This window comes from Massilia aurea, from assembly GCF_014200505.1.
Lineage (GTDB): Bacteria > Pseudomonadota > Gammaproteobacteria > Burkholderiales > Burkholderiaceae_D > Telluria > Telluria aurea_B.
Map to the genome: position 1 here is coordinate 134,473 of NZ_JACHBX010000006.1, position 20,715 is coordinate 155,187.

A 20,715-nucleotide genomic window follows, 5' to 3' on the forward strand; every position below is an offset into this window, starting at 1 on the left:
GGCATCACGGAAGAGGAACACCATGAACCACGCGCTCAACGACAATCCAGCAGCACCCGGTACCGCTTGCGGCCGGTTGGCACGGCTTGTGCGCCTTGGTGTTTTCGCCTGCGCCCTTGCGGCAACCGGTGCCGGTGCATTGGCCCAGGACCAGGACCGCAACCGCCGCAGCGATGACGCCCAGGCGCGCGAGCGTTACGAGATGCAGGCGCAGCGCGACGCGCGCGCATTCGAAGTGCGCGAGCAGGGCCGCCGCAATGCCGAGGTCCAGCAGGACACGGTGCGCGAAGAGCGGCCGCGCGGACGCCTGTCGCCGGACGAGCGGCGCGACCTGCGTCGCCAGATCAAGGAAGGCGCTGACCTGTATCCCAGTTCGCGCCGCCGCTGACAGGCGGCTGTTTCAGTAACGACAACGGCGCCTCTGGCGCCGTTGTTGCGTCTGGCGTTTGATCAGCCTCAACGCATGGGGCTGGCCCCGGCTGACACTGCCGCGTCCATCCGTGTCCATTTTCTTTTTCGCAAATATTATTGCTATATGTTTATTTAATTAGCGCAACATGCTATGTTGGCGGGCGCCTTACTGTTGGTAAGGTTTTTCGCCAACAATATCCGTCACCTGGAGCGCAAACGTGTCCGATGTCGCCTTGTCTTCTGCAGCACGCTTTGATTTTGACGGGCCCGAACACTGCATCGTCCAGCGCGAGGACGGCGTGTATGCCGACCCGGAAGCGCTCGGCACGACACTCGCGGCGGCGCTCGACAACCTGCTGCGCGCCGGTCACTATCTGGCGGGCCTCGATTACCCGATACTGATCAAAGCCCTGTATGACCATGGCCCGGCGTTGCCACGCGATGCTGCGGGCCGGGTGCAGGTGTGCATCGCCAATCACATCCTGCCGTTCACGCCGGCCCGCCAGTCGCTGTACCGGTCAGCCAAAATCACGGACGGCCAGGCCGAATACTATTTCGAACCAGTGGTCGAACCGGATCCCGACGGCGGCGAGCGGCCAGCCGCGCTCGATGCCGACGAATTCGTCGCCGACCTGTGGATCAAGGGGATCCGCTTCGGCGCCGATGTCGCCGCCATCGCCGAGGCCATCGGCAAGGGCGCGGCTGGCCGCTGCGTGGTGGCGCGCCGCCTCGCGCCCGTCGATGGCGACGCCGCGCGCGTCGAAGAAGTCACGAGCGAACTGCACCGCAGCAATGCGCCGCTCCAGCTGGCCAATGGCAAGCTCGACCTCATGAGCTTCCAGAACCGCTTTCCGCAAGTGCGCATGGGGACGCGCCTGCTGCGCAAGGTGCCACGCACGGCGGGCAGCCCGGGTTTCGAACTGACCGGCATTTTGCTCCTGGCCCAGATCGGGGCGGACCTCGACCTGGCCGCATACGCCGGCGAAGGCACCGGCATCGACATCGTGCCCGCCGGCGAATTTTTGATCGCGCGCCGCGACGGCTTTTTGAATGTCGATCCCGACAGCAGCCGCATCGCCATCTCCGACAAGATCGTCAGCCGCGATGGCGTCAGCGCCAGGACCACAGGCAACCTGAACCTGAGTGGCGATTACGAAGAATTCGGCGAAGTCCAGGAACAGCGCACCATCGAAGGCGACAACATCACCGTGCATGCGGACGTGTATGGCCACGTGCTCTCGCGCGGCGGCGTCATCCGCCTGGAGCGCAACCTGGTTGGCGGCAGTGCGCGCAATATGAACGGCGGCGTGCGCGTGCTGGGCGTGGCCTCCAGCGCGACGATCCAGGCGGCCCGGGGCGACGTGGTGCTGGGACGGGCCGAGAACTGCGTGATTTCCGGTGCCCGCATCCGGGTCGACACCGCGATCAACTGTGAAATCATGGGCGACGACGTCGAGGTCACACATGCCGAGGGCAGCGCGATTGCCGGCCGGCGTGTCCGGATCGGCCACGCCGCGCCGTGGAAGCAGGGCGAGATGCTGGTGTATCTGCTGCGGCCTGATTGCGCGCGCATCGACGATGCCATGGCCCAGGTGCGCGAGCGGATCGGGCAGTTCGGCCAGCTCGCAGCACGCCACCGCGCATCGATCGAGACGCTGACGGCCCAGCCGCACCTGAGCACCTACCTGAAGATCGCGCCGCGCATCCGCAGTGGCGACCTGGTCCTCAAGCCCGAGCAGGTACCGCAATTCCAGCGCATGACCGATACCGCGGGGCCGGCGCTCAAGGAGCTCGGCCGCCTGTCGGACGAAGCGAAAAAGCTCGACGCCGAACGGCAGTCGGGGATGGCGGTGCTGGGTCGCCTGGAAGCGCAGCGCTACGACCGCGTCGGCGCGGCGCAGATCGCACTCGAGGCCATCGCCGGTGAGGTGCAGGTACGCGCGTTGCCGTACGAGCCGGATCTTGGCTGCATCTGGGACCAGGGGCCGCGCGACATCCGGCTGCGCCTGCGCGACGCCATCGGCACCGAATTGCTGCATGCCGGCCGCGAGGGCGCCTGGGCCTGGGATTCTGCATCCGCGACCGCCATGGGGTGATCCTCCCCCCCCGGGAGCGGCCAGTCTGAATTGATGGTAGTCAACATCAGGCTGGGAGGCAGGCATACGATGGTGGTCGGACTGACGAAGGATCCACCATGCACACCACATCGCGCGCGCCACGGTCTGGCGCACCCCGGGATTACCTCAGCTTCATGCTCGACGGGCAGGAGTACGGACTCGATTGCGCGCGCGTGCAAGAACTCAAACTGCTCAAGTCCCTTGAACGCTTCGCGGAAGACGGCGACATCATCGGCGGCGTGGCGCTGTCGCATGGCGTGATCCTGCCGGTGATCGATATGCGCACCACTGCTACCCAAGTAGTGGATGCGCACGGCGGTGTGGTGCACCCCGACACCGACGTGATCATCCTGCGCCTGTCGAGCGGTCTGGTAGGAATGGTGGTGGAAGGGGTGACGGGCATCGTGCACGTGCGCCCGGAGGCCGTGCAAACCGTCCCGGGCGAGGCGGGCGCCAGTTACCTGATCGGCATTGCCCGCATCGACGGCCGGTGCGTCGTGTTGATCGACATCGATGGCCTGATGTCGTTGTCACCGCGGCGGCCGCTCCGGGCCGCCTGACGGCGTCGTACTGCCAGCTTACGCCAGCGCTTCCAGCTGTTCCTGCAACTCTAGCCACTCCATCTCGAACGTTTCCAGATCGCGCGCGACGAATGCCTGGTCGGCCACCAGCGTCTTGAGACGATCCTTGTTGTGCGCATCGTAGATCGTCGGGTCGAGCAGGGCGGCATCGATCGTGGCCTTCTTTGCCTGCAGCTTGGCCATCTGCTCGTCCAGACGCTTGACCTTGTTCTCGATCGGTTTGCGCTGCGCGGCATTGCGCTGGCGTTCTTCGGCGCCCAGGCGCTTCTGTTCCTTGCGCTCGGCCGGCGTGGCGCTCGGCACCGGCGCGACGGGTGCAGCGGCCTTGGCCAGCGGCAGGATGTCGGTGCCTTTGCCCAGCTTGGTCTTGAACAGCCAGTCCTTGTAGTCGTCCAGGTCGCCATCGAACGGTTGCAAGCGGCCGTCTGCGACGATGATGAATTCATCGGTCGTCGCGCGCAGCAGGTGACGATCGTGGGACACGACGATCAGCGTGCCTTCGAACTGCGCCAGCGCCATCGTCAGCGCCTCGCGCGTTTCCAGGTCCAGGTGGTTGGTCGGTTCATCGAGCAGCAGCAGGTTCGGGCGCTGCCAGACGATCAACGCCAGCGCCAGACGCGCTTTCTCGCCGCCCGAGAACGGCTTGATCGAGCTGGTCACCATGTCGCCCGGGAAGTTGAAACTACCCAGGAAGTTGCGCAGTTCTTGCTCGCGCACGGTCGGCGCGATCTTGGCCAGGTGCCACAGCGGCGATTCATCGTGGCGCAGCATCTCGACCTGGTGCTGGGCGAAGTAGCCGATCGACAGGCCTTTACCAATGGTCGCTTCGCCGGTCAGCGGCATCAGCTCGCCCGCGATGGTCTTGATCAGCGTCGATTTACCGGCGCCGTTCACACCCAGCAGGCCAATGCGCTGGCCGATGGTCAGCGAAAAGTCGATGTGGTTGACGATGGTTTTCTTGCCGACCTTGTCGCCATGCTCGTCGAGCAGGAAGTAGCCGGCGTCGACCTTGTCGAGCACCAGCAGCGGATTCGGGGCCGACAACGGCTCGCGGAAGTCGAACGAGAACTCGGCCGCGGCGCGCAGCGGCGCCAGCTCTTCCATCTTGGCCAGGGCCTTCATGCGGCTCTGGGCCTGGCGCGCCTTGGAGGCTTGCGCCTTGAAGCGGTTGACGAACGACTCGAGGTGCGCGCGCTGGCGCTGCTGCTTCTCGAGTGCGCCAGCGGCCAGGATCATCTGGGCGGCGCGCTGGCGCTCGAAGCCCGAGTAGTTGGCCGTGTAGCGCTTCAGCTTGCGCTCGTCGATATGCACGATCACGTTGACGACTTCATCGAGGAAGTCGCGATCGTGGGAAATGATGATCAGGGTGCCCGTGTAGCGCTTGAGCCAGTCTTCGAGCCAGATGATCGCATCCAGATCCAGGTGGTTGGTCGGTTCATCGAGCAGCAGCAGGTCGGACGGGCACATCAGTGCCTGCGCCAGGTTCAGGCGCATGCGCCAGCCGCCCGAGAAGCTCGCCACCGGCTGGTTCATCTGCGCCAGCGAAAAGCCCAGGCCCAGCAGCAGTTGCTCGCCGCGCGACTGCACCGTGTAGCCATCGGCGTCGGCCAGCATGCCATGCAGCTCGCCCAGGCGCATGCCGTGGGCGTCGACGTCCGGGTGCGATTCCAGCTCTTCCAGCTCGGCCTGGAGTTTACGCAGGCCGACGTCGCCGTCGATGGCGTAATCGAGCGCCGCGCGGTCCAGCGCTGGCGTCTCTTGCGCCACGTATGCCATGCGCCATTTGGCCGGGAAGTCGATCTGGCCCTGGTCCGGGTGCAGCTCGTTACGGAGCATGCCGAACAGGCTCGATTTGCCGGCGCCGTTGGCGCCGATCAGGCCGATCTTGTCGCCCGGGTTGAGGGTCAGGTCGGCATCGACGAGCAGCGGCTTGGTGCCGCGCATCAGGCTGACGTTCTGGATACGGATCATGGTGTCGCTATCTTGTTGTGTGGCCGGCTGTGCCGGCCACGCGGTGATTGTGATGGGTTCCGGTTTTGTGCCGGATGATCTTGCTGGTATCGATCACCGCGTGGTCGGCATAGCCGACCACCCTACGATCAATGAGCGGCAGGAGTGTTGTTAAACGTTTTGCAGCTGTTCGGCCGTCAGCAGGAACACGGCGTCGTCGCCGATGCTCGTGGTCAGCCAGGTCAGGCCCAGGTGGCCGAAAGCGGCTTCGGCATACTCTCGCTCGTTGCCGATTTCGACCACCAGGATGCCTTCCGGCGTCAGGCGCTCGGCGGCGCCGGCGATGATCTTGCGCACCAGGTCCATGCCATCTTCGCCGCCGGCCAGCGCGATCTGCGGCTCGACCATGTATTCCTGCGGCAGCGTGCGCATCGATTCGGCGTTCACGTACGGCGGGTTGGTGATGATCAGGTCGTACTTCTTGAACGGCACGTTCTCGTACAGGTCGGACTCGATCGGGTTCACGCGCCCTTCGAGTTTGTATTCGCGGATATTCGTTTCGGCCACGGCCAGCGCATCCTTCGAGATGTCGATCGCATCGACCACCGCGTTGGCAAACGTATCGGCCATCATGATCGCCAGGCAACCACTGCCGGTGCACAGCTCGAGCACGTTTTCCACGCCATCCGGGTCCACCAGCCATGGGCTGAATTGCTGCGGAATCAGCTCGGCGATGAACGAGCGCGGCACCAGTACGCGTTCGTCGACATAGAAGCGGTATTCGCCCAGCCAGGCTTCCTTGGTGATGTAGGCGGCCGGCACGCGCTCGGTCACGCGGCGCTCGATCACGGCCAGCACCTGCAGCACTTCGTCGTCCAGCAGCTTGGCGTCGAGGAACGGCTCCAGGCGGTCGAGCGGCAGCTTCAGGGTGTGCAGGATCAGGTAGGCGGCTTCGTCGAACGCTTCGACGCTGCCGTGGCCGAAGAACAGCTTGGCACCGTTGAAACGGGTGATCGCATAGCGCAGCAGGTCGCGCGGCGTGGAGAATGAGGTGGTGGTCATGGCCTGGATGATGGGTTGTAAGACTTCAAGCGGCCAGCAGGCGCTGGAGCGTACGGCGATAGATATTCTTCAGGGGATCGATGTAGCGCAGTTCGATGTGCTCGTCGATTTTGTGAATGCTGGCGTTCGGTGGGCCGAATTCTATCACCTGAGGGCAGATGCGGGCGATGAAGCGGCCATCCGAGGTCCCTCCGGAGGTCGATAATTCGGTCTGCACGCCCAGTTCGTCGCTGATCGCAGTGCAGACGGCGTCCGACAACGTGCCTTTCTCGGTCAGGAAGGGCAGGCCGGACAAGGTCCAGTCCAGATCGTAGTCCAGGCCATGGCGATCCAGGATCGCATGCACCCGCGCCTGCAGGCCTTCGGCCGTGCTGGCGGTCGAGAAGCGGAAGTTGAAGTCCAGGCTCACGCTGCCCGGGATCACGTTATTGGCGCCGGTGCCGGCGGCGATGTTCGACACTTGCCAGCTGGTGGGCGCGTAGTACTCGTTGCCTTCGTCCCACACTTCCAGCGTCAGCTCGGCCAGTGCCGGCGCGGCCTGGTGGATCGGATTGCGCGCCAGTTGCGGATAGGCGATGTGGCCCTGGACGCCATTGACCGTCAGGTGGCCCGACAGCGAACCGCGGCGGCCATTCTTGATCGTGTCGCCCAGCACGTGGTTCGAGGTCGGCTCGCCCACCAGGCAGTAGTCGGGCGCAACGCCCCGTTCTTCGAGAAGGTCGCAGACGATGGCCGTGCCGTCGACCGCCGGGCCTTCTTCGTCGCTCGTGATCAACAACGCGATCGAGCCGCGGTGGTCAGGATACGCAGCGATGAACTCTTCGCAGGCGACGACCATCGCCGCGATCGACGTCTTCATGTCGGAGGCGCCACGGCCGTACAGCTTGCCGTCGCGCTGCGTCGGCATGAACGGCTCCGAGGTCCACTGGTGCAGCGGGCCGGCCGGCACCACATCGGTATGGCCGGCAAACACGAACAGCGGCGCATTCTCGCCCTTGCGGGCCCACAGATTGGTCACGCCGTTCGAGACGATCGTCTCGCACACGAAGCCCAGCGGCGCCAGCAGTTCGATCAGGCGCTGCTGGCAACCCTTGTCCTGGGGCGTGATCGAGTCGAGCGCGATCAGCTCTTCAGTGAGCAGCAGGGTGCGTGATGGCCTCATGCTGCTGCCCCGAATTTTTCTTCAAATGCAGCCGGTGAAAAACCGACCGTCACTGGTCCGGCGCCTTGCACGACCGGGCGCTTGATGACCGACGGGTTCTCGAGCATCAGCGCCATGGCGCTGTCGGCATCGACGATGGCCGCCTTGCGTTCGTCCGGCAAGTTGCGCCAGGTGGTGCCCTTGCGGTTGACCAGCGTAGTCCAGTCGAGGTCTTGCAGCCAGCTCTTCACCAGTTCAGGCGTAAGCCCCTGCTTCTTGAAGTCGTGGAAGGTGAAGTCGATGCCGTGATCCTGCAGCCAGGTGCGGGCTTTTTTCACGGTGTCGCAATTGGGGATGCCGTAGAGGGTAGTCGTCATGGGGGAAGTAAAATAGCGGGCGGCAGCACCGCCCGGGAACATCAGGTATTGAGCGTGAACTCGGTAAACGAGGCGCCGCCCTTGGGCTCGCTGGCCTTGTCGTCCAGCTGCTGCTGGACCTGGCTATCGGGCCCGTTGTTGAGCAGCCAGAGCAGGTTGGTGGCCGAGTCGGCGTTGGCCAGGCCTTCGTCCTGCGTCACGTGGCCTTCCTTGATCAGGTGGAACAGGGCGCCTTCGAACGATTGCGAGCCGGCCGACAGGCTCTTGTCCATCGCTTCCTTGATCTGGCTGATTTCGCCCTGTTCGATCAGGTCGGCAATGTAGCGGGTATTGAGCATGACTTCGACCGCGGCGCGGCGCGCACCGCCGGCAGCGGCCTTGACGAGTCGCTGCGACACGATGGCCTTGATGCTCGAGGCCAGGTCCTGCAGCAGCGCGTTGCGGTTTTCCAGCGGATAGAAGCTGATGATGCGGTTGAGCGCGTTGTAGCTGTTGTTGGCGTGCAGCGTGGCCAGCACCAGGTGGCCGGATTGCGCATAGGCCAGCGCGGCCTGCATCGTTTCGCGGTCGCGGATTTCGCCGATCAGGATGCAGTCGGGTGCCTGGCGCATCGAGTTCTTCAGCGCGATGCCGAAGTCGTGCGTGTCGCTGCCGATCTCGCGCTGGTTGACGATCGATTTCTTGTTCTTGAACAGGTACTCGATCGGGTCTTCCAGCGTCAGGATATGTCCGGTGCGCAGGTCGTTGCGATGGTCGAGCATCGACGCGATGGTGGTCGACTTGCCGGAGCCCGTGGCGCCTACGATCAGCATCAGGCCACGCTTTTCCATGATCAGTTCGGCCAGCACGGGTGGCAGGCCCAGCTCGGCCAGCGGCGGGATGGTCGCCGGGATGAAGCGGAACACGGCCGAGATCGAGCCGCGCTGGCGGAATGCCGACAGGCGGAACCGGCCCACGTTCGCGACGGACACGCCCATATTCAATTCATTGTCGCGCTGGAGTTCGTCGATCTGTTCTGGCGTGGCGATCTCGGACAGCAGCGACAGGATGTTCTCGGGTTCGAGGCGATGCTGGTTGATGGGAATGAGCGCACCGTTGATCTTGATGTGCACCGGGGAGTTCACGGCGAAGAACATGTCGGACGCGTTCTTCTCTTTCATCAGCTGGAACAGGCGGTCCATGGCCATCGCATCGTCTCCGTCAATCGGGAAATTACAAAAGCCGGGCGAACAGGTCGTCATGTCACCCGTTCGACCGGCTGGTCCTGCTACCTGCGCAATCAGTCGCCGCGCAGCAGATCGTTGATGGCCGTTTTCGAGCGCGTCTGTGCATCGACGCGCTTGACGATGACGGCGCAGTACAGGCTGTACTTGCCATCGGCGGACGGCAGGCTGCCCGAGACGACGACCGAGCCCGATGGCACGCGGCCATACGACACTTCGCCGGTGGCGCGATCATAGATCTTGGTCGACTGGCCGATGTACACGCCCATCGAGATCACCGAGTTTTCTTCGACGATCACGCCTTCGACGATTTCGGAACGGGCGCCGATGAAGCAGTTGTCTTCGATGATGGTCGGGTTGGCCTGCATCGGTTCGAGCACGCCGCCGATACCGACGCCGCCCGACAGGTGAACGTTCTTGCCGATCTGTGCGCACGAACCGACCGTGGCCCAGGTGTCGACCATCGTGCCTTCATCGACGTAGGCGCCGATGTTGACGTACGACGGCATCAGGACGACGTTCTTGCCGATGAAGCTGCCGCGACGTGCGACTGCCGGTGGCACCACACGGAAACCGCCGCGGGCGAAGTCTTCGGGCGTGTAGTCGGCGAACTTGGTCGGGACCTTGTCGTAGAACTGGATGTCGCCCGAGACGACCGGCACGTTGTTCTCGAGGCGGAACGACAGCAGCACGGCTTTCTTGATCCACTGGTTCACGACCCAGGTGCCGGTATCCTTCTGCGCGACGCGCAGGCTGCCGTCGTCAAGGCCCGCGAGCACATGGGCGACTGCGTCACGCAGTTCGGCGCTGGCGCTGTTCGGGCTGATGTCGGCGCGCTGTTCCCAGGCGGTGTCGATGATGTTCTGGAGTTGTTGGGTCATGGTGCTGTTCTTGGTTGGAATGATTTCAGGGGTGCAGAGGCGTCAGGCGAGGCCCTGGCAGAACTGGACGATGCGGTTGGCCGCTTCCAGTCCTTCGTCGACGCTGGCCACGAGGGCCATGCGGATGCGGTCCTGGCCCGGGTTCTGCCCGTGCGCATCGCGCGCCAGGTAGCTGCCCGGAAGGACCGTGACATTATAGTCGGCGTACAGGCGCCGTGCGAAGTCGACATCCGATAGCCCGGTACGGCGCACGTCGGCCCACAGGTAGAAGCCGGCGTCGGGCAGTTCGACGTCCATCACCTGCTTGAGCAGCGGCGTGATCAGATGGAACTTCTCTTTGTACAGCGTGCGGTTGTCCTGCACGTGCTGCTCGTCGTTCCAGGCCGCGATCGACGCTGCCTGCACGGGTGGCGACATCGCGCCGCCGCAGTAGGTGCGATACAGCAGGAAGCGCTTCATCGCCACCGTGTCACCGGCCACGAAGCCCGAGCGCATGCCCGGCACGTTCGAGCGTTTCGACAGGCTCGAGAACACGATCAGGTTGCGATACGGCTGCTCGCCGCTGCTGCGGCCCAACTGGTGCGCTGCTTCCAGCGCGCCCAGCGGGGGCGTGCTGCCCGTATAGATCTCGGAATAGCATTCGTCGGCCGCAATCAAGAAGCCCCAGCGGTCCGACAGCGCGAACAGGTCGCGCCAGTCGTCCAGCGTCAGCGTGGCGCCGGTCGGGTTGCCCGGCGAGCAGACATACATCAGCTGCACGCGCGGCCATACGTCATCTGGCACGCTTGCGTAGTCGGGCGCGAAATTGCGGCCCGGCTCCGAGTTGACGAACCACGGCGCGGCGCTGGCCAGGTAGGCCGCGCCCTCGTAGATCTGGTAGAACGGGTTCGGGCAGACCACCAGCGGATCGGGCCTGGACGCGTCGATCACGCACTGCGCGATGGCAAACAGCGCCTCGCGCGAGCCGTTCACCGGCAGCACCATCGTGGCCGCATCGAGCGCCGGCAAGCCGTAGCGCCGTTCGAGCCAGCCCGCGATCGCGGTGCGCAAGGGCTCGCTGCCGATCGTGCTCGGATAACTGGCCAGGCCCGATACCGCATGCATCAGTGCTTTCTCGATGAACGCGGGCGTCGGATGCTTCGGCTCGCCGATGCCAAGACTGATGGGCGTGTAATCCGGGTTCGGTGTGACGCCGGCAAACAACTGGCGCAGTTTTTCGAACGGGTAGGAATGGAGTTTGTCGAGATGGGGGTTCACGGCGATACCAGTGTGCGCTTTTGGCTAATTTTTCATTATAGCGCCAGGAATCGCCGCCACGGCGCATACACTTAAAGTGATTTGCGGTAACATCTGACGTCAATACCCACCTGTAATGTCCACGCCGAAAGTCGATTTCCGTGCCGATCAATTACGCGCGCAGCCTGACCGGACACGCCCGCACGCCGGGCGCCAACCGCCACCTGGGCGTGGCGCTGGCTTTTGTTGCCGGCGCCATCAATGCAGGCGGCTTTCTGGCAGTGCGCGAGTACACGTCGCACATGACCGGCATCGTATCGGGTGCGGCCGATCATCTGGTGCTCGGCCAGACCGACCTGGTGCTCTCGGCGCTGGGCGCCTTGTTCAGCTTCATGCTGGGCGCGGCCAGCACCGCGATTCTCGTCAATCTCGTGCGCCGTCATGGCCTGCACAGCGGGTTCGCGCTGCCGCTGGTGCTCGAGGCGATCCTGCTGCTGGTGTTCGGCATCCTGGGCGCCCGGCTCAATGACATCGATGCGCTGTTCATCCCGCTGACCGTGATGCTGCTGTGTTTCATGATGGGCTTGCAGAACGCCGTCATCACCAAGGTCTCGCACGCCGAAATCCGCACCACCCACATGACCGGCATCGTGACCGACATCGGCATCGAGCTGGGCAAGCTGGCGTACTGGAACCGGGACGGCGGCCTGCACCAGCCGAAGGTCACGGCCAACCTGGGCCGCCTGGCCCTGATGACGGCGCTCCTGGCCGCATTCTGTATCGGCGGCGTGGTCGGCGCGCTGGGCTTCAAGCACCTGGGCTACCTGTCGACGATTCCGCTGGCCGCGTTCCTGTGCGTACTGGGCATCGTGCCGGTGGTCGACGACACGCTGCGCGTGCTGGGGCGTGGGCGGCGGGCCGGGCACGACGCCTGAACGCAGTTTGCCGGCCCGGAGTGACCGCTCAGGCAGCCTGCGCGCGCCAGGCGCCGGGATTGATGCCGCTCCACTCGCGAAACGCGTGCGTGAACGCGCTCTGGTCCTGGAATCCCAGCAAAAAGGCGACGTCGGCCAGGCCCAGCTCGCGCCGCCGCAGGTAGTCCTGCGCCAGAGTGAAACGCACGCCATCGAGCACCTGCTGGAAGCTCGATCCGGCCTCGGCCAGCTTGCGCTGCAATGTGCGCGCCGACAATCCCAGTTCCGCCGCCACCGGCGCCAGGCGTGCCTGGCCATCGGGCAGCCGCTGCGTCAGCGCCGCCGTCACCCGCGCCACGATGCCGTCGGCGGCCAGGGCGCGCTGCGCCAGCAGCCCCTCGGCATGCTGGTGCAGCACCGGATAAAGGCTGGGGTCGGCGTTTGGCACCGGCATGTCCAGCAGCGCCACGTCGAAGGCGGCGCAGTGGCGCGGCGCGTCGAAGGTGGGCGCAATGCCCAGCACGCGCCGGTATTCGTCGTGGCCGTGGCCCGGATCTGCGTGCCGGAAGCGCATCGCCTGCGGTAGCAGCGGTCGGCCCGCCATCCAGCTGCTGAACACGGCAATGCCGGCATACACGCTTTCGGCCAGGTGACGCGTGGCGTCCGGATAGCGGCTGAGCCATTCATACTGAGCCTGCGCGCCCTCGATTCCCAGCCGGCTGCGGCCCAGGTCGTGCGCGAGCGATTCATAGCGCTGCGTCAGCGCCATGGCATGGCCGAAACTGCTGCAGGCCAGCAGCAGCAGGCCGTATGCGCTGTAGGTTGCGGGGCGCACCTGTTCGCCGACATGCAGGCCGAAGAACGGATCGTTCGCCAGGCGCGCGCCAGCATCGAGTAGAGCAATGTAGCGTGCTGTCGACAGGGTGGCGGGCAACGGCTCGAGTGCATCGGCGGCAAGGCCGACGGCAGCGGCAAGCGCATCGCGCGTCACACCGCGGGCGAGCGCAGCATCGAGCAGCGCCTGCAGGTAGGCGCCAGTCACGCGGGCGTGATGGGGCAAGTGTGGCGTGATGGAGCAAGGCGATGGCATGAATGCGCAATACAGTTGGCGAAGCCGTGACTAGTCTGGCAAAAAGGGCAACTTGTGCCCAGTATAACGGGAAGCGTATCGATGCGGCGTTGGAACGGCTGGAGTAACAAGGTAATGGCGGTACGACTGCAAGACCGAACCCGGGCGCTGGATGCCCGGCGATGTGTGGTGTCACGCCGGTCCGGTCCCCCCGGCTGCATGCGCGCCAACGCAATGGTGCGGCCATGGTGACGTTCCCGCCACCGCGCGACTGGGACGTGCTCGTGATCGGCGGCGGCATCACGGGCGCCGGCGTCCTGCTCGAAGCGGCGCGCCGTGGCCTCAAGACGCTGCTGGTCGAGCAGGCCGACTTTGGCTGCGGCACCTCGAGCCGCTCGTCGAAGCTGATGCACGGCGGCCTGCGCTATCTGGCTGCCGGCAGCCTGCGCCGCACGCGCGACGCGGTGGCCGAGCGCGAGGCGCTGCTGCGCGCAGCGCCCGGCCTGGTCGATGCGCAGCCGTTCGCGTTCGCCAACCATGGCGCCGACCTCACGCGTCGCCTGGGCCTGCTGTCGATGCTGCGCGTGGTCGACCTGCTCACCGGGCGGCGCGAACCGCAATGGCAGCGCCAGGACGCGCTGCGCAAACCGGCGCCGGATGCGCCCGATCCGCGCAGCGCCGGCAGCATCCGCTACACCGATGCCAAGACCGACGATGCGCGCCTCGTGCTGCGCGTGCTGGGCGAGGCGCGCACGCATGGCGCGGTGGCCTGCAATTACGTGACCGTGCAATCGCTGGTGCGCGATGGCGGCAAGGTGCATGGCGCCTTGCTGCGCGACGAGCGCACCGGCGCCGAGACGGCCGTGCGCGCGCGCCTGGTGATCGACGCCACCGGCGCGCCGCCGGCGCCTGCCAGCGCCGACGGCAACACCAATGCGCCGCGCCTGCGCTGGCTGCGCGGCAGCCACCTGCTGCTGCCGGCCGACCGCCTGCCACTGACCGAAGCCGTCAGCCTGCTGCATCCGGTCGACGGTCGTCCCGTGTTTGCCTTTCCGTGGGAGGGCGTGACGCTGGTGGGCACAGCCGACATCGACCAGGCCGACGACGTCAACGCCCAGCCGAGCATCACGCGCCGCGAATTCGATTACCTGATGGCGGCCGTGCAGGCCCAGTTTGCGCCGCTGTCGCTGGTTGATGCCGACGTGCTGGCCACATTTGCCGGCGTGCGTCTCGTGTTCGACAGTGGCAGCGATGGCGTATCGATCAGCGACAAGCGCGAGCACCTGGTGTGGTCCGAGCCCGGCCTGGTGTCGGTTGCGGGCGGCACGCTGACCACGTTCCGCCTGGCCGCGCGCGACGTGCTGCGCGAAGCGGCGCGCCAGTTGCCGGGCTGGCAGATGCGCACCGAGCGCGGCGCCGTGTTCGCGCGTGCCAGTGCGCCGGCGCGACGCGACCTCCCGCCCAATGTACTGCGCCGGCTGACGGGCCGCCACGGCGCGCACGTCAAGGCGCTGCTCTCGGCCGCGCACGCGGGCGAACTCGAATGCATTCCGGGCACGCACACGCTGTGGGCCGAGCTGCGCTGGGCGGCGCGCGCCGAACAGGTGTACCGCCTCGACGACCTGCTGCTGCGCCGCACGCGCCTGGGCATCCAGCTGAACGACGGCGGCGCCGCCCTCATGGGCCGGGTGCGCGCGATCTGCCAGAGGGAGCTGGGGTGGGACGATGCACAGTGGGAGGCGCAGGAAAAACGGTATATCGCGGCGTGGCGGTTGCAGCACGCGGTGCCGCCTTCCGCGTAGCCGGCAGGCTCAGGGCGCGCGGCCGCCGCGCACGGTTTCCAGCGTCGTCCCCGCCTGCAGCATGACGACCTGATTGCGCCCGCGTGCCTTGGCCTCGTACATGGCCCGGTCGGCCGAGATGAACAGCGAACGCAGATCGTCGAACAGCGTCGGCACGATGCAGGCCACGCCCACGCTGGCCGTGACCACGCTGGCGCACTCGGCGCGCGGGTTCGGCATGGCCAGGCGCTCGATATGGGCGCGGATGGTTTCACCGAGACTCGCGGCGTTTGCGGCGCTCGTATCGGCCAGCAGCACGACGAATTCTTCGCCGCCATAGCGCGCCGCGAGATCGGTCGGGCGCATCGCATGCGATTGCAGCGCTTCGGCGATCGCCTGCAGGCAGGTGTCGCCGGCGGCGTGGCCCAGGCTGTCGTTGTAGCCCTTGAAATGGTCGACATCGATCACGATCAGCGACAGCGGCTGGCCATTGCGGATCGCGCGCTGCCATTCTTTTTCGAGGAAGGCGTCGAAGTGGCGGCGGTTGGCGATGCGCGTGAGCGGGTCGACCAGGGCGGCATGCTGCAGCGCCGTCTCGGACTGCTTGTGGTGCGTGATGTCGTGCAGCAGGATCACGAACAGGGTTTCGTCGCCGGCCATCGGCGAGAGCCCCATGTCGATCGCGCGCAGTGCGCCGTCGGGCTGGCGCAGCAGCACTTCGCGCGTGCCGCGGCAGCGCGCAGCAGCATGCTCGTTCGACGGGTTGGCGAAGAAGGCGGCGTAGTCGTGGGCCGCCGGCGGCTCGAGCAGGTCATACAGCGGGCGCCCAACGAGCAGGTTGCGCGGCTGCGCCAGGAAGCCTTCGCTGGCCGGGTTGGCAAAGGCGATGCACCCGCTTGCATCGACGAGCATCAGGCCTTCATCCATCCCGTCGACGACCAGCTGGAGGCGCTCGGCCTGCTGTTTCTGGCTGTCGCTGCTGCTGCGCAGGCGCAGTTGGGCGCGCACACGCGCGCAGACTTCGGCCATGCGCACCGGCTTGGCAATGTAATCGGCAGCGCCGGTGTCGAAGCCGGCGACGACGTCATCGGTCTCGCCGCATTCGGTGATGAAGATGACGGGAATATGGGCGGTGTCGGGCGCGCGCTTGAGGCGGCGGCAGATTTCCAGCCCGTCGAGGTCGGGCAGGCGGACGTCGAGCAGGATCAGGTCGGGCTGCACGCGCTGCGCGATGTCGAGCGCGCGCTTGCCGGTGCTGGCGACAAAGGTCTGGTACCCCTGCTGTCGCATCATGTCTTGCAACAAGCCGACGCTGTCGGGGGCGTCGTCGACGATCAGAATGGCGGATTGGCGCGCCGGAGCTGCGAGCGCTAGAGCAGGGTGCATCATCAATTGCGGAAAGACCTCATCAGTGTGAGGAAATCATAACCGCAATCCAAGGTAATCAGACAACTGATCTTGCCAGAAACCCACCGCATGATACAGTTGTTGCAATAATGCAACTGAACCGGTGTTGGCCCGCGAATGACCCGCGGGCCACACGGGCTGTTACAGCATGCCGGCGATGAGCTTGCCGAGGATGGCGATGCCTTCGCGAATGCGTTCCGGCGGCACCGTCACGAACGACAGGCGCAGCGTGTTCGACGCCGGATCGTTGGCGTAGAACGGCGCGCCCGGCACGAAGGCCACTTTGGCGGCCAGCGACTGCTCGAGCAGTTTCATGGCATCGATCTGCTGCGGCAGCGTGACCCAGATGAACATGCCGCCTTCCGGCTCAGTCCAGCTGACGCTTGTCGGGAAGTGTTCTTTCATCGCGTCGAGCATGCACTGGCACTGGTCGCTGTACAGCTTGCGGATGGTCGGAATGTGCTCGTCGAGGAAACCGTCCTTGACGACTTCATGCACGACCATCTGCGTGAGCTGCGCGGTGTGCAGGTCGGCGGCCTGCTTGGCCAGCTCGAGGCGGCGCACCAGCGGCAGCGGGGCGCACACGTAACCAAGGCGGATGCCGGGCGTGAGCACCTTCGAGAACGAGCCCATGTAGATGACGCCGTCCGGGTTCATCGCAACCATCTTCGGCATCGGCTCGCCGCGGTACGACAGCGAACCGTACGGATCGTCCTCAATCAGCGGGATGGCCAGGCGCGCGCAGGTTTCCACCAGTTCGCGACGGCGCTCGAGCGACAGGCTGCGGCCGGTCGGGTTCTGGAAGTTCGGCAGCGAATACAGCATGCGCGCGCCCTTGGCGACGGCATCGATCGACGACGGCACCAGGCCATGCTCGTCGGTGTCGACCGATTTGAATTCGGGACGGTACACCGAGAACGCCTGCAGCGCGCCCAGGTAGCTCGGGGTTTCGACCAGCACGCGGCTGCCTTCGTCGACCAGCACCTTGCCGAGCAGGTCGAGCGCCTGTTGCGAGCCGGAGGTCATCAGGATCTGTTCCGGCAGAATGGTCGAGCCTTCGGTCGACAACGAATTGGCAATCCATTCGCGCAGTGGCGCGTAACCGTCGGTCGGGCCGTATTGCAGCGCCACTTTGCCGGCTTCGCTCAGCACCTTGTCGTAGGCCGCTTTCATGCGCTCGACCGGGAAGGTCGCAGGCGATGGCAGGCCGCCGGCAAACGAAATAATGTCCGGACGCTGGGTGATCTTCAGGATTTCGCGGATGAAGGAGCTTTGCAGCTGCGCGGCGCGTTCCGAGAACTGCCACTGGATAGGATTGGGGTTGTCGATTTTCATACTTGTCTCGCAGGAAGGGGCACGGTCGTGCCGGGCCATTATATAGAACACGCCGGGTAGGCGATCTCTTGTCGGCGGACGGCGCCGGGTCAGCGCCACCCGTCATGACAGTAAAGGAAACACCGGCGAATGTGCGCCGGTTATTGCCACGCAAACGCTGTTTTTATGCCACTTCGACGATCATCTCGATCTCGACGCAGGTGCCGCGCGGCAGCGAGGCAACGCCAAAGGCCGAACGTGCATGCTTGCCGGCGTCGCCGAATACGTCGCCGATCAGTTCCGATGCGCCGTTCGTGACCAGGTGCTGCTCGTTGTACTCCGGGGTCGATGCGACCAGGCTCATGAGCCTGACAATGCGCTTGACGCGGGTCAGGTCGCCGCCGACGGCTTCCTGCAGCGTGCCGATCAGGTCGATGGCGACCGAGCGTGCAGCAGCCTGGCCGTCGGCGGTGGTCTTGTCGCGGCCCAGGATGCCGGCGTTCGGCGAACCGTCGGCGTTCTTGGCGATGTGGCCCGAAATGAACACGAGGTTGCCGGTCTGGACATACATGACGTAGGCCGCTGCCGGGGTCGCTGGCGCTTCCAGCGTGATGTTCAGTTCTTTGAGTTTGTCGTAGACGGTCATGGAATTTCCAGGGTGCGTGAATGAATCCGGTATTGTACGTCGAGCGCAGTTGGTCGAGCGAACCGTGCTGCCCGTCGTGCGACCCGATCATGCGGCGTGGCGGCGTACCTGCAGCCGACGGCCGGCGCATACGACGCCGATCACGGCCAGTGCAAACAGGCAGTTGCTCAGCGCCAGCCGCTCGCCGAGCAGCACCGCCGCGCCGAGCAAGCTCATGAACGGCTGCAGCAGCTGCACCTGGCCGACTCGCGCGATTCCGCCTAACGCCAGGCCGCGATACCAGAAAAAGAAGCCGACGAACATCGAGATCGCCGTGACATACGCCAGCCCTGCCCAGGCAGCGGGACCGACGGCGGCAACGTCGACCGGGTGGCGCGCAAGATGCCAGGCCAGCATCGGCGCGGCGAGCGGTACGGCCAGCAGCAGCGCCCAGCAAATCGTCTCGGGTCCACCCAGCGTGCGCGCCAGCTTGCCGCCTTCGGCATAGCCCATCGCGCCGGCGGCCAGCGCCGCAAACATCAAGAGGTCGGCCGGTGCCAGCACGCCGCCACCCTGGAGCAGCGCGAACGCCACCACGATTGCCGCGCCGAGCACGGCCATGAGCCAGAAGGCCGGTGAAGGCCGCTCGTCGCCACGCAGCGCTGCATAGATCATTGTCATCAGCGGCAGCAAGCCGGCCAGCACGGCGCCGTGCGCGGCGGGCAGGGCGCGCAACGCCATTGAACTGAGCAAGGGAAAGCCGATCACCACGCCCAGCATCACAAGTCCAAGAGGCAACCAGGCGCCCCGTGGCGGCAGCGGGCCGCGGCGCCAGACAAGCCAGCCGGCAGCCAGCGCGGCCGCGCCCAGCGCCCGGGCCAGCGCCGCGAACAGCGGATCGAGATCCATGACCGCCATGCGGGTGAATGGCATGGTCAGGCTGAACATGGCCACGCCTGCCAGCCCGAGCAGCATGCCGCGGGATTCGTCGCGGCTGGTGGGCGAGGCGGGGTGGGCGATGGCGGTCATGCGGCTCCTTTAGCAGGGGTTGTGTGAGTGAAGTACTTGGGACTATCCTACGACCACCGACCAATACAGTCCCAGTACAGTTGCCCCGATAATTTACCCACTGTGGTGGAGCGATGACCAATACACCCGCTTTTGCTTTTACCCGTGCCGAGGGCGAGCCGCTGGCCGAGCAAATCGTGCGCGCCGTGGCCGCGCGCGTCGACGAGCGCCTGCTGCGGCCGGGTGCACGCATGCCGTCGATTCGCCAGTTCGCTGCCAGCCACGGCGTCTCGCCATTCACCGTGGTGGCCAGCTACGACCGGCTGGTGGCGCAGGGTTATCTGGAATCGCGGCGTGGCGCCGGCTTCTTCGTACGAGAGAGGCAGCCGGTGCCGGCGCGGCTGGCGACGCAACCAGCCGCGGTGCCGGATTCGCTCGACATCGCCTGGCTGGTGCGCAGCATGTTCCGCCAGGCGCCGCTCGGTTTTCAGCCCGGTTCCGGGGTGTTGCCGGTCGGCTGGCTGGATGGCCCGGCGGTGGCCAATGCGCTGCGCGCGCTGAGTCGCCAGAATTGTGATGGCCTGCTGGGCTATGGCCCGCCGCACGGCTTTTTGCCGCTGCGCCAGCAACTCCAGCTGAAGCTGGCCGAGATGGAAATCGAGGCCGGGCCGGAGCAGCTCGTGACCACGCTCGGCGTGACCCAGGCGCTCGACCTGGTGGCGCGCGAATTCTGCCAGCCGGGCGACACGGTGCTGGTCGACGATCCGGCCTGGTTCCTGATGTTCGGATCGTTCGCGGCCCTGGGCCTGAAGGTGGTCGGCGTGCCGCGTCGGGCCGATGGGCCGGACCTGGCGCAGCTCGAGCACCTGGCCGCACTGCACCGGCCGCGCCTGTTCGTCATCAATTCGGTCTTGCACAATCCGACGTCGTCGTCGATATCGGCGGCCAAGGCATTCCAGGTGCTGCGCCTGGCCGAACAGCACGGGTTTCTGGTGGTCGAAGACGATATCTATTGCGACTTGCACCCGGGTGGCGCCACGCGCCTGGCTGCACTGGACGGCTTGCAGCGCGTGATCTACCTGGGCGGGTTTTCGAAATCGATGGCGGCCAATCTGCGGGTGGGCTTCATCGCCACCTCGCGCGAGCGCGCGCTGCGATTGTCGGACCGCAAGATGCTCGCCACGCTCAGCACGAGCGACCTTGGCGAGCGGGTCGTCTACAAGATCCTGAGCGAGGGCCACTACCGCAAACATCTCGACCGCATCCGGGCGCGCCTGGACAAGGCGCGGCCCGGGGCGCTGCGCCGGCTTGAAACGCTGGGCCTGGCGGTCGAGTCGGCACCGGCGGCCGGCATGTTTGTCTGGGTCGATGCCGGCTGCGATACCAATGCGCTGACGGCGCGCGCACTCGGGTTGGACATCTTGCTGGCGCCGGGCAGCCTGTTCTCGCCCAACCAGCAGCCATCGACCCGCATGCGCCTGAACCTGGCGGCGCTGCAGGATCCGGCCGTCTGGCGCTTTCTGGAGACGCGCGGCGCCTGACGTCGGGACGTCTGGATATTGCTTATCAAAAATATCTCTTGAAATCCCCCGGCAGGGCCACATATGCGTCCGAGTCT

The 20,715-nt window shown here is 65.7% G+C and carries 18 protein-coding genes; 6 read left to right on the forward strand and 12 right to left on the reverse strand.

The genetic code is table 11. The features are described 5' to 3' along the window. Window positions 1-22 precede the first annotated feature (22 nt). The 3 genes from HD842_RS22610 (at window position 23) to HD842_RS22620 (ending at window position 3,088) form a co-directional block, all read left to right on the forward strand. Window positions 23-388: a hypothetical protein gene (locus HD842_RS22610; RefSeq protein WP_183558659.1), complete on the forward strand. Its 366-nt coding sequence runs from the start codon at window positions 23-25 to the stop codon at window positions 386-388. Window positions 389-629: 241 nt separating this feature from the next. Beyond that, complete coding sequence (locus HD842_RS22615) at window positions 630-2,507, forward strand: flagellar assembly protein A (protein WP_370660878.1); 1,878 nt, start codon at window positions 630-632, stop codon at window positions 2,505-2,507. Window positions 2,508-2,605: 98 nt separating this feature from the next. Next, the gene (locus tag HD842_RS22620) at window positions 2,606-3,088 is read left to right on the forward strand and encodes a chemotaxis protein CheW (protein ID WP_183557956.1); all 483 of its coding nucleotides are present in this window, start codon (window positions 2,606-2,608) and stop codon (window positions 3,086-3,088) included. An 18-nt stretch (window positions 3,089-3,106) separates the two neighbouring features. Here HD842_RS22620 and HD842_RS22625 read toward each other — a convergent pair whose 3' ends face one another. The 7 genes from HD842_RS22625 to dapC all read right to left on the reverse strand — a co-directional run bounded on the left by HD842_RS22625 (window position 3,107) and on the right by dapC (window position 11,000). After that, window positions 3,107-5,080 (reverse strand): ATP-binding cassette domain-containing protein, encoded by a 1,974-nt coding sequence (locus tag HD842_RS22625; protein ID WP_183557972.1) that lies wholly within the window; start codon window positions 5,078-5,080, stop codon window positions 3,107-3,109. Window positions 5,081-5,230: 150 nt separating this feature from the next. Next, entirely contained in the window at window positions 5,231-6,121 is an 891-nt protein-coding gene (prmB, locus tag HD842_RS22630) for a 50S ribosomal protein L3 N(5)-glutamine methyltransferase (RefSeq protein WP_183557975.1), read from the reverse strand. Between the two features lie 25 nt (window positions 6,122-6,146). Further along, window positions 6,147-7,283, reverse strand: a complete 1,137-nt coding sequence (gene dapE, locus HD842_RS22635; RefSeq protein ID WP_183557978.1) for a succinyl-diaminopimelate desuccinylase — start codon at window positions 7,281-7,283, stop codon at window positions 6,147-6,149. Next, window positions 7,280-7,639 carry an ArsC family reductase gene (locus tag HD842_RS22640; RefSeq protein WP_183557981.1) on the reverse strand — a complete coding sequence of 120 codons (360 nt, stop codon included), beginning with the start codon at window positions 7,637-7,639 and terminating at the stop codon, window positions 7,280-7,282. The genes dapE and HD842_RS22640 overlap by 4 nt, the downstream gene beginning before the upstream one ends. A gap of 41 nt (window positions 7,640-7,680) precedes the next feature. Next, window positions 7,681-8,826, reverse strand: coding sequence for a PilT/PilU family type 4a pilus ATPase (locus tag HD842_RS22645; protein ID WP_183557984.1), 1,146 nt, complete (start codon window positions 8,824-8,826; stop codon window positions 7,681-7,683). Between the two features lie 92 nt (window positions 8,827-8,918). Continuing rightward, window positions 8,919-9,743 carry a 2,3,4,5-tetrahydropyridine-2,6-dicarboxylate N-succinyltransferase gene (gene dapD / locus HD842_RS22650; protein ID WP_183557987.1) on the reverse strand — a complete coding sequence of 275 codons (825 nt, stop codon included), beginning with the start codon at window positions 9,741-9,743 and terminating at the stop codon, window positions 8,919-8,921. A 42-nt stretch (window positions 9,744-9,785) separates the two neighbouring features. Continuing rightward, a complete protein-coding gene (dapC, locus tag HD842_RS22655) occupies window positions 9,786-11,000 on the reverse strand; it encodes a succinyldiaminopimelate transaminase (RefSeq protein WP_183557990.1) in 1,215 nt (404 codons plus the stop codon). Between the two features lie 140 nt (window positions 11,001-11,140). On the opposite strand from dapC, the gene HD842_RS22660 reads away from it, so the two are divergent. Further along, the gene (locus HD842_RS22660; protein WP_183557993.1) at window positions 11,141-11,914 is read left to right on the forward strand and encodes a YoaK family protein; all 774 of its coding nucleotides are present in this window, start codon (window positions 11,141-11,143) and stop codon (window positions 11,912-11,914) included. Between the two features lie 28 nt (window positions 11,915-11,942). Here the strand turns inward: HD842_RS22660 and HD842_RS22665 are convergent, their stop codons facing one another. Beyond that, on the reverse strand, window positions 11,943-12,953 hold the full coding sequence (locus HD842_RS22665) for an AraC family transcriptional regulator (RefSeq protein ID WP_308638706.1): 1,011 nt from the start codon (window positions 12,951-12,953) through the stop codon (window positions 11,943-11,945). Window positions 12,954-13,207: 254 nt separating this feature from the next. Here HD842_RS22665 and HD842_RS22670 point away from each other — a divergent pair, with 254 nt between their 5' ends. Then, complete coding sequence (locus HD842_RS22670) at window positions 13,208-14,764, forward strand: glycerol-3-phosphate dehydrogenase/oxidase (protein ID WP_183557999.1); 1,557 nt, start codon at window positions 13,208-13,210, stop codon at window positions 14,762-14,764. 9 nt (window positions 14,765-14,773) lie between these two features. On the opposite strand, the gene HD842_RS22675 is transcribed toward HD842_RS22670, so the two are convergent. From HD842_RS22675 to HD842_RS22690, 4 genes are all read right to left on the reverse strand, one after another. Then, complete coding sequence (locus HD842_RS22675; RefSeq protein WP_308638708.1) at window positions 14,774-16,129, reverse strand: diguanylate cyclase; 1,356 nt, start codon at window positions 16,127-16,129, stop codon at window positions 14,774-14,776. Window positions 16,130-16,291: 162 nt separating this feature from the next. Then, window positions 16,292-17,485, reverse strand: a complete 1,194-nt coding sequence (locus HD842_RS22680; protein WP_183558017.1) for an aminotransferase-like domain-containing protein — start codon at window positions 17,483-17,485, stop codon at window positions 16,292-16,294. 163 nt (window positions 17,486-17,648) lie between these two features. After that, window positions 17,649-18,110, reverse strand: a complete 462-nt coding sequence (locus HD842_RS22685; protein ID WP_183558021.1) for a RidA family protein — start codon at window positions 18,108-18,110, stop codon at window positions 17,649-17,651. An 87-nt stretch (window positions 18,111-18,197) separates the two neighbouring features. Continuing rightward, complete coding sequence (locus tag HD842_RS22690; RefSeq protein WP_183558023.1) at window positions 18,198-19,118, reverse strand: DMT family transporter; 921 nt, start codon at window positions 19,116-19,118, stop codon at window positions 18,198-18,200. Window positions 19,119-19,231: 113 nt separating this feature from the next. Here HD842_RS22690 and HD842_RS22695 point away from each other — a divergent pair, with 113 nt between their 5' ends. Further along, window positions 19,232-20,638, forward strand: coding sequence for an aminotransferase-like domain-containing protein (locus HD842_RS22695; protein WP_183558026.1), 1,407 nt, complete (start codon window positions 19,232-19,234; stop codon window positions 20,636-20,638). Window positions 20,639-20,715: the final 77 nt, after the last annotated feature.

Bases quoted from the DNA above. Each gene is read 5' to 3' on its own strand.
- HD842_RS22610 (WP_183558659.1), top strand. From the start codon at position 23: ATGAACCACGCGCTCAACGACAATCCAGCAGCACCCGGTACCGCTTGC.
- HD842_RS22620 (WP_183557956.1), top strand. From the start codon at position 2,606: ATGCACACCACATCGCGCGCGCCACGGTCTGGCGCACCCCGGGATTAC.
- HD842_RS22625 (WP_183557972.1), bottom strand. From the start codon at position 5,080: ATGATCCGTATCCAGAACGTCAGCCTGATGCGCGGCACCAAGCCGCTG.
- prmB (WP_183557975.1), bottom strand. From the start codon at position 6,121: ATGACCACCACCTCATTCTCCACGCCGCGCGACCTGCTGCGCTATGCG.
- dapE (WP_183557978.1), bottom strand. From the start codon at position 7,283: ATGAGGCCATCACGCACCCTGCTGCTCACTGAAGAGCTGATCGCGCTC.
- HD842_RS22640 (WP_183557981.1), bottom strand. From the start codon at position 7,639: ATGACGACTACCCTCTACGGCATCCCCAATTGCGACACCGTGAAAAAA.
- HD842_RS22645 (WP_183557984.1), bottom strand. From the start codon at position 8,826: ATGGCCATGGACCGCCTGTTCCAGCTGATGAAAGAGAAGAACGCGTCC.
- dapD (WP_183557987.1), bottom strand. From the start codon at position 9,743: ATGACCCAACAACTCCAGAACATCATCGACACCGCCTGGGAACAGCGC.
- HD842_RS22670 (WP_183557999.1), top strand. From the start codon at position 13,208: ATGGTGACGTTCCCGCCACCGCGCGACTGGGACGTGCTCGTGATCGGC.
- HD842_RS22675 (WP_308638708.1), bottom strand. From the start codon at position 16,129: ATGCACCCTGCTCTAGCGCTCGCAGCTCCGGCGCGCCAATCCGCCATT.
- HD842_RS22680 (WP_183558017.1), bottom strand. From the start codon at position 17,485: ATGAAAATCGACAACCCCAATCCTATCCAGTGGCAGTTCTCGGAACGC.
- HD842_RS22685 (WP_183558021.1), bottom strand. From the start codon at position 18,110: ATGACCGTCTACGACAAACTCAAAGAACTGAACATCACGCTGGAAGCG.
- HD842_RS22690 (WP_183558023.1), bottom strand. From the start codon at position 19,118: ATGACCGCCATCGCCCACCCCGCCTCGCCCACCAGCCGCGACGAATCC.
- HD842_RS22695 (WP_183558026.1), top strand. From the start codon at position 19,232: ATGACCAATACACCCGCTTTTGCTTTTACCCGTGCCGAGGGCGAGCCG.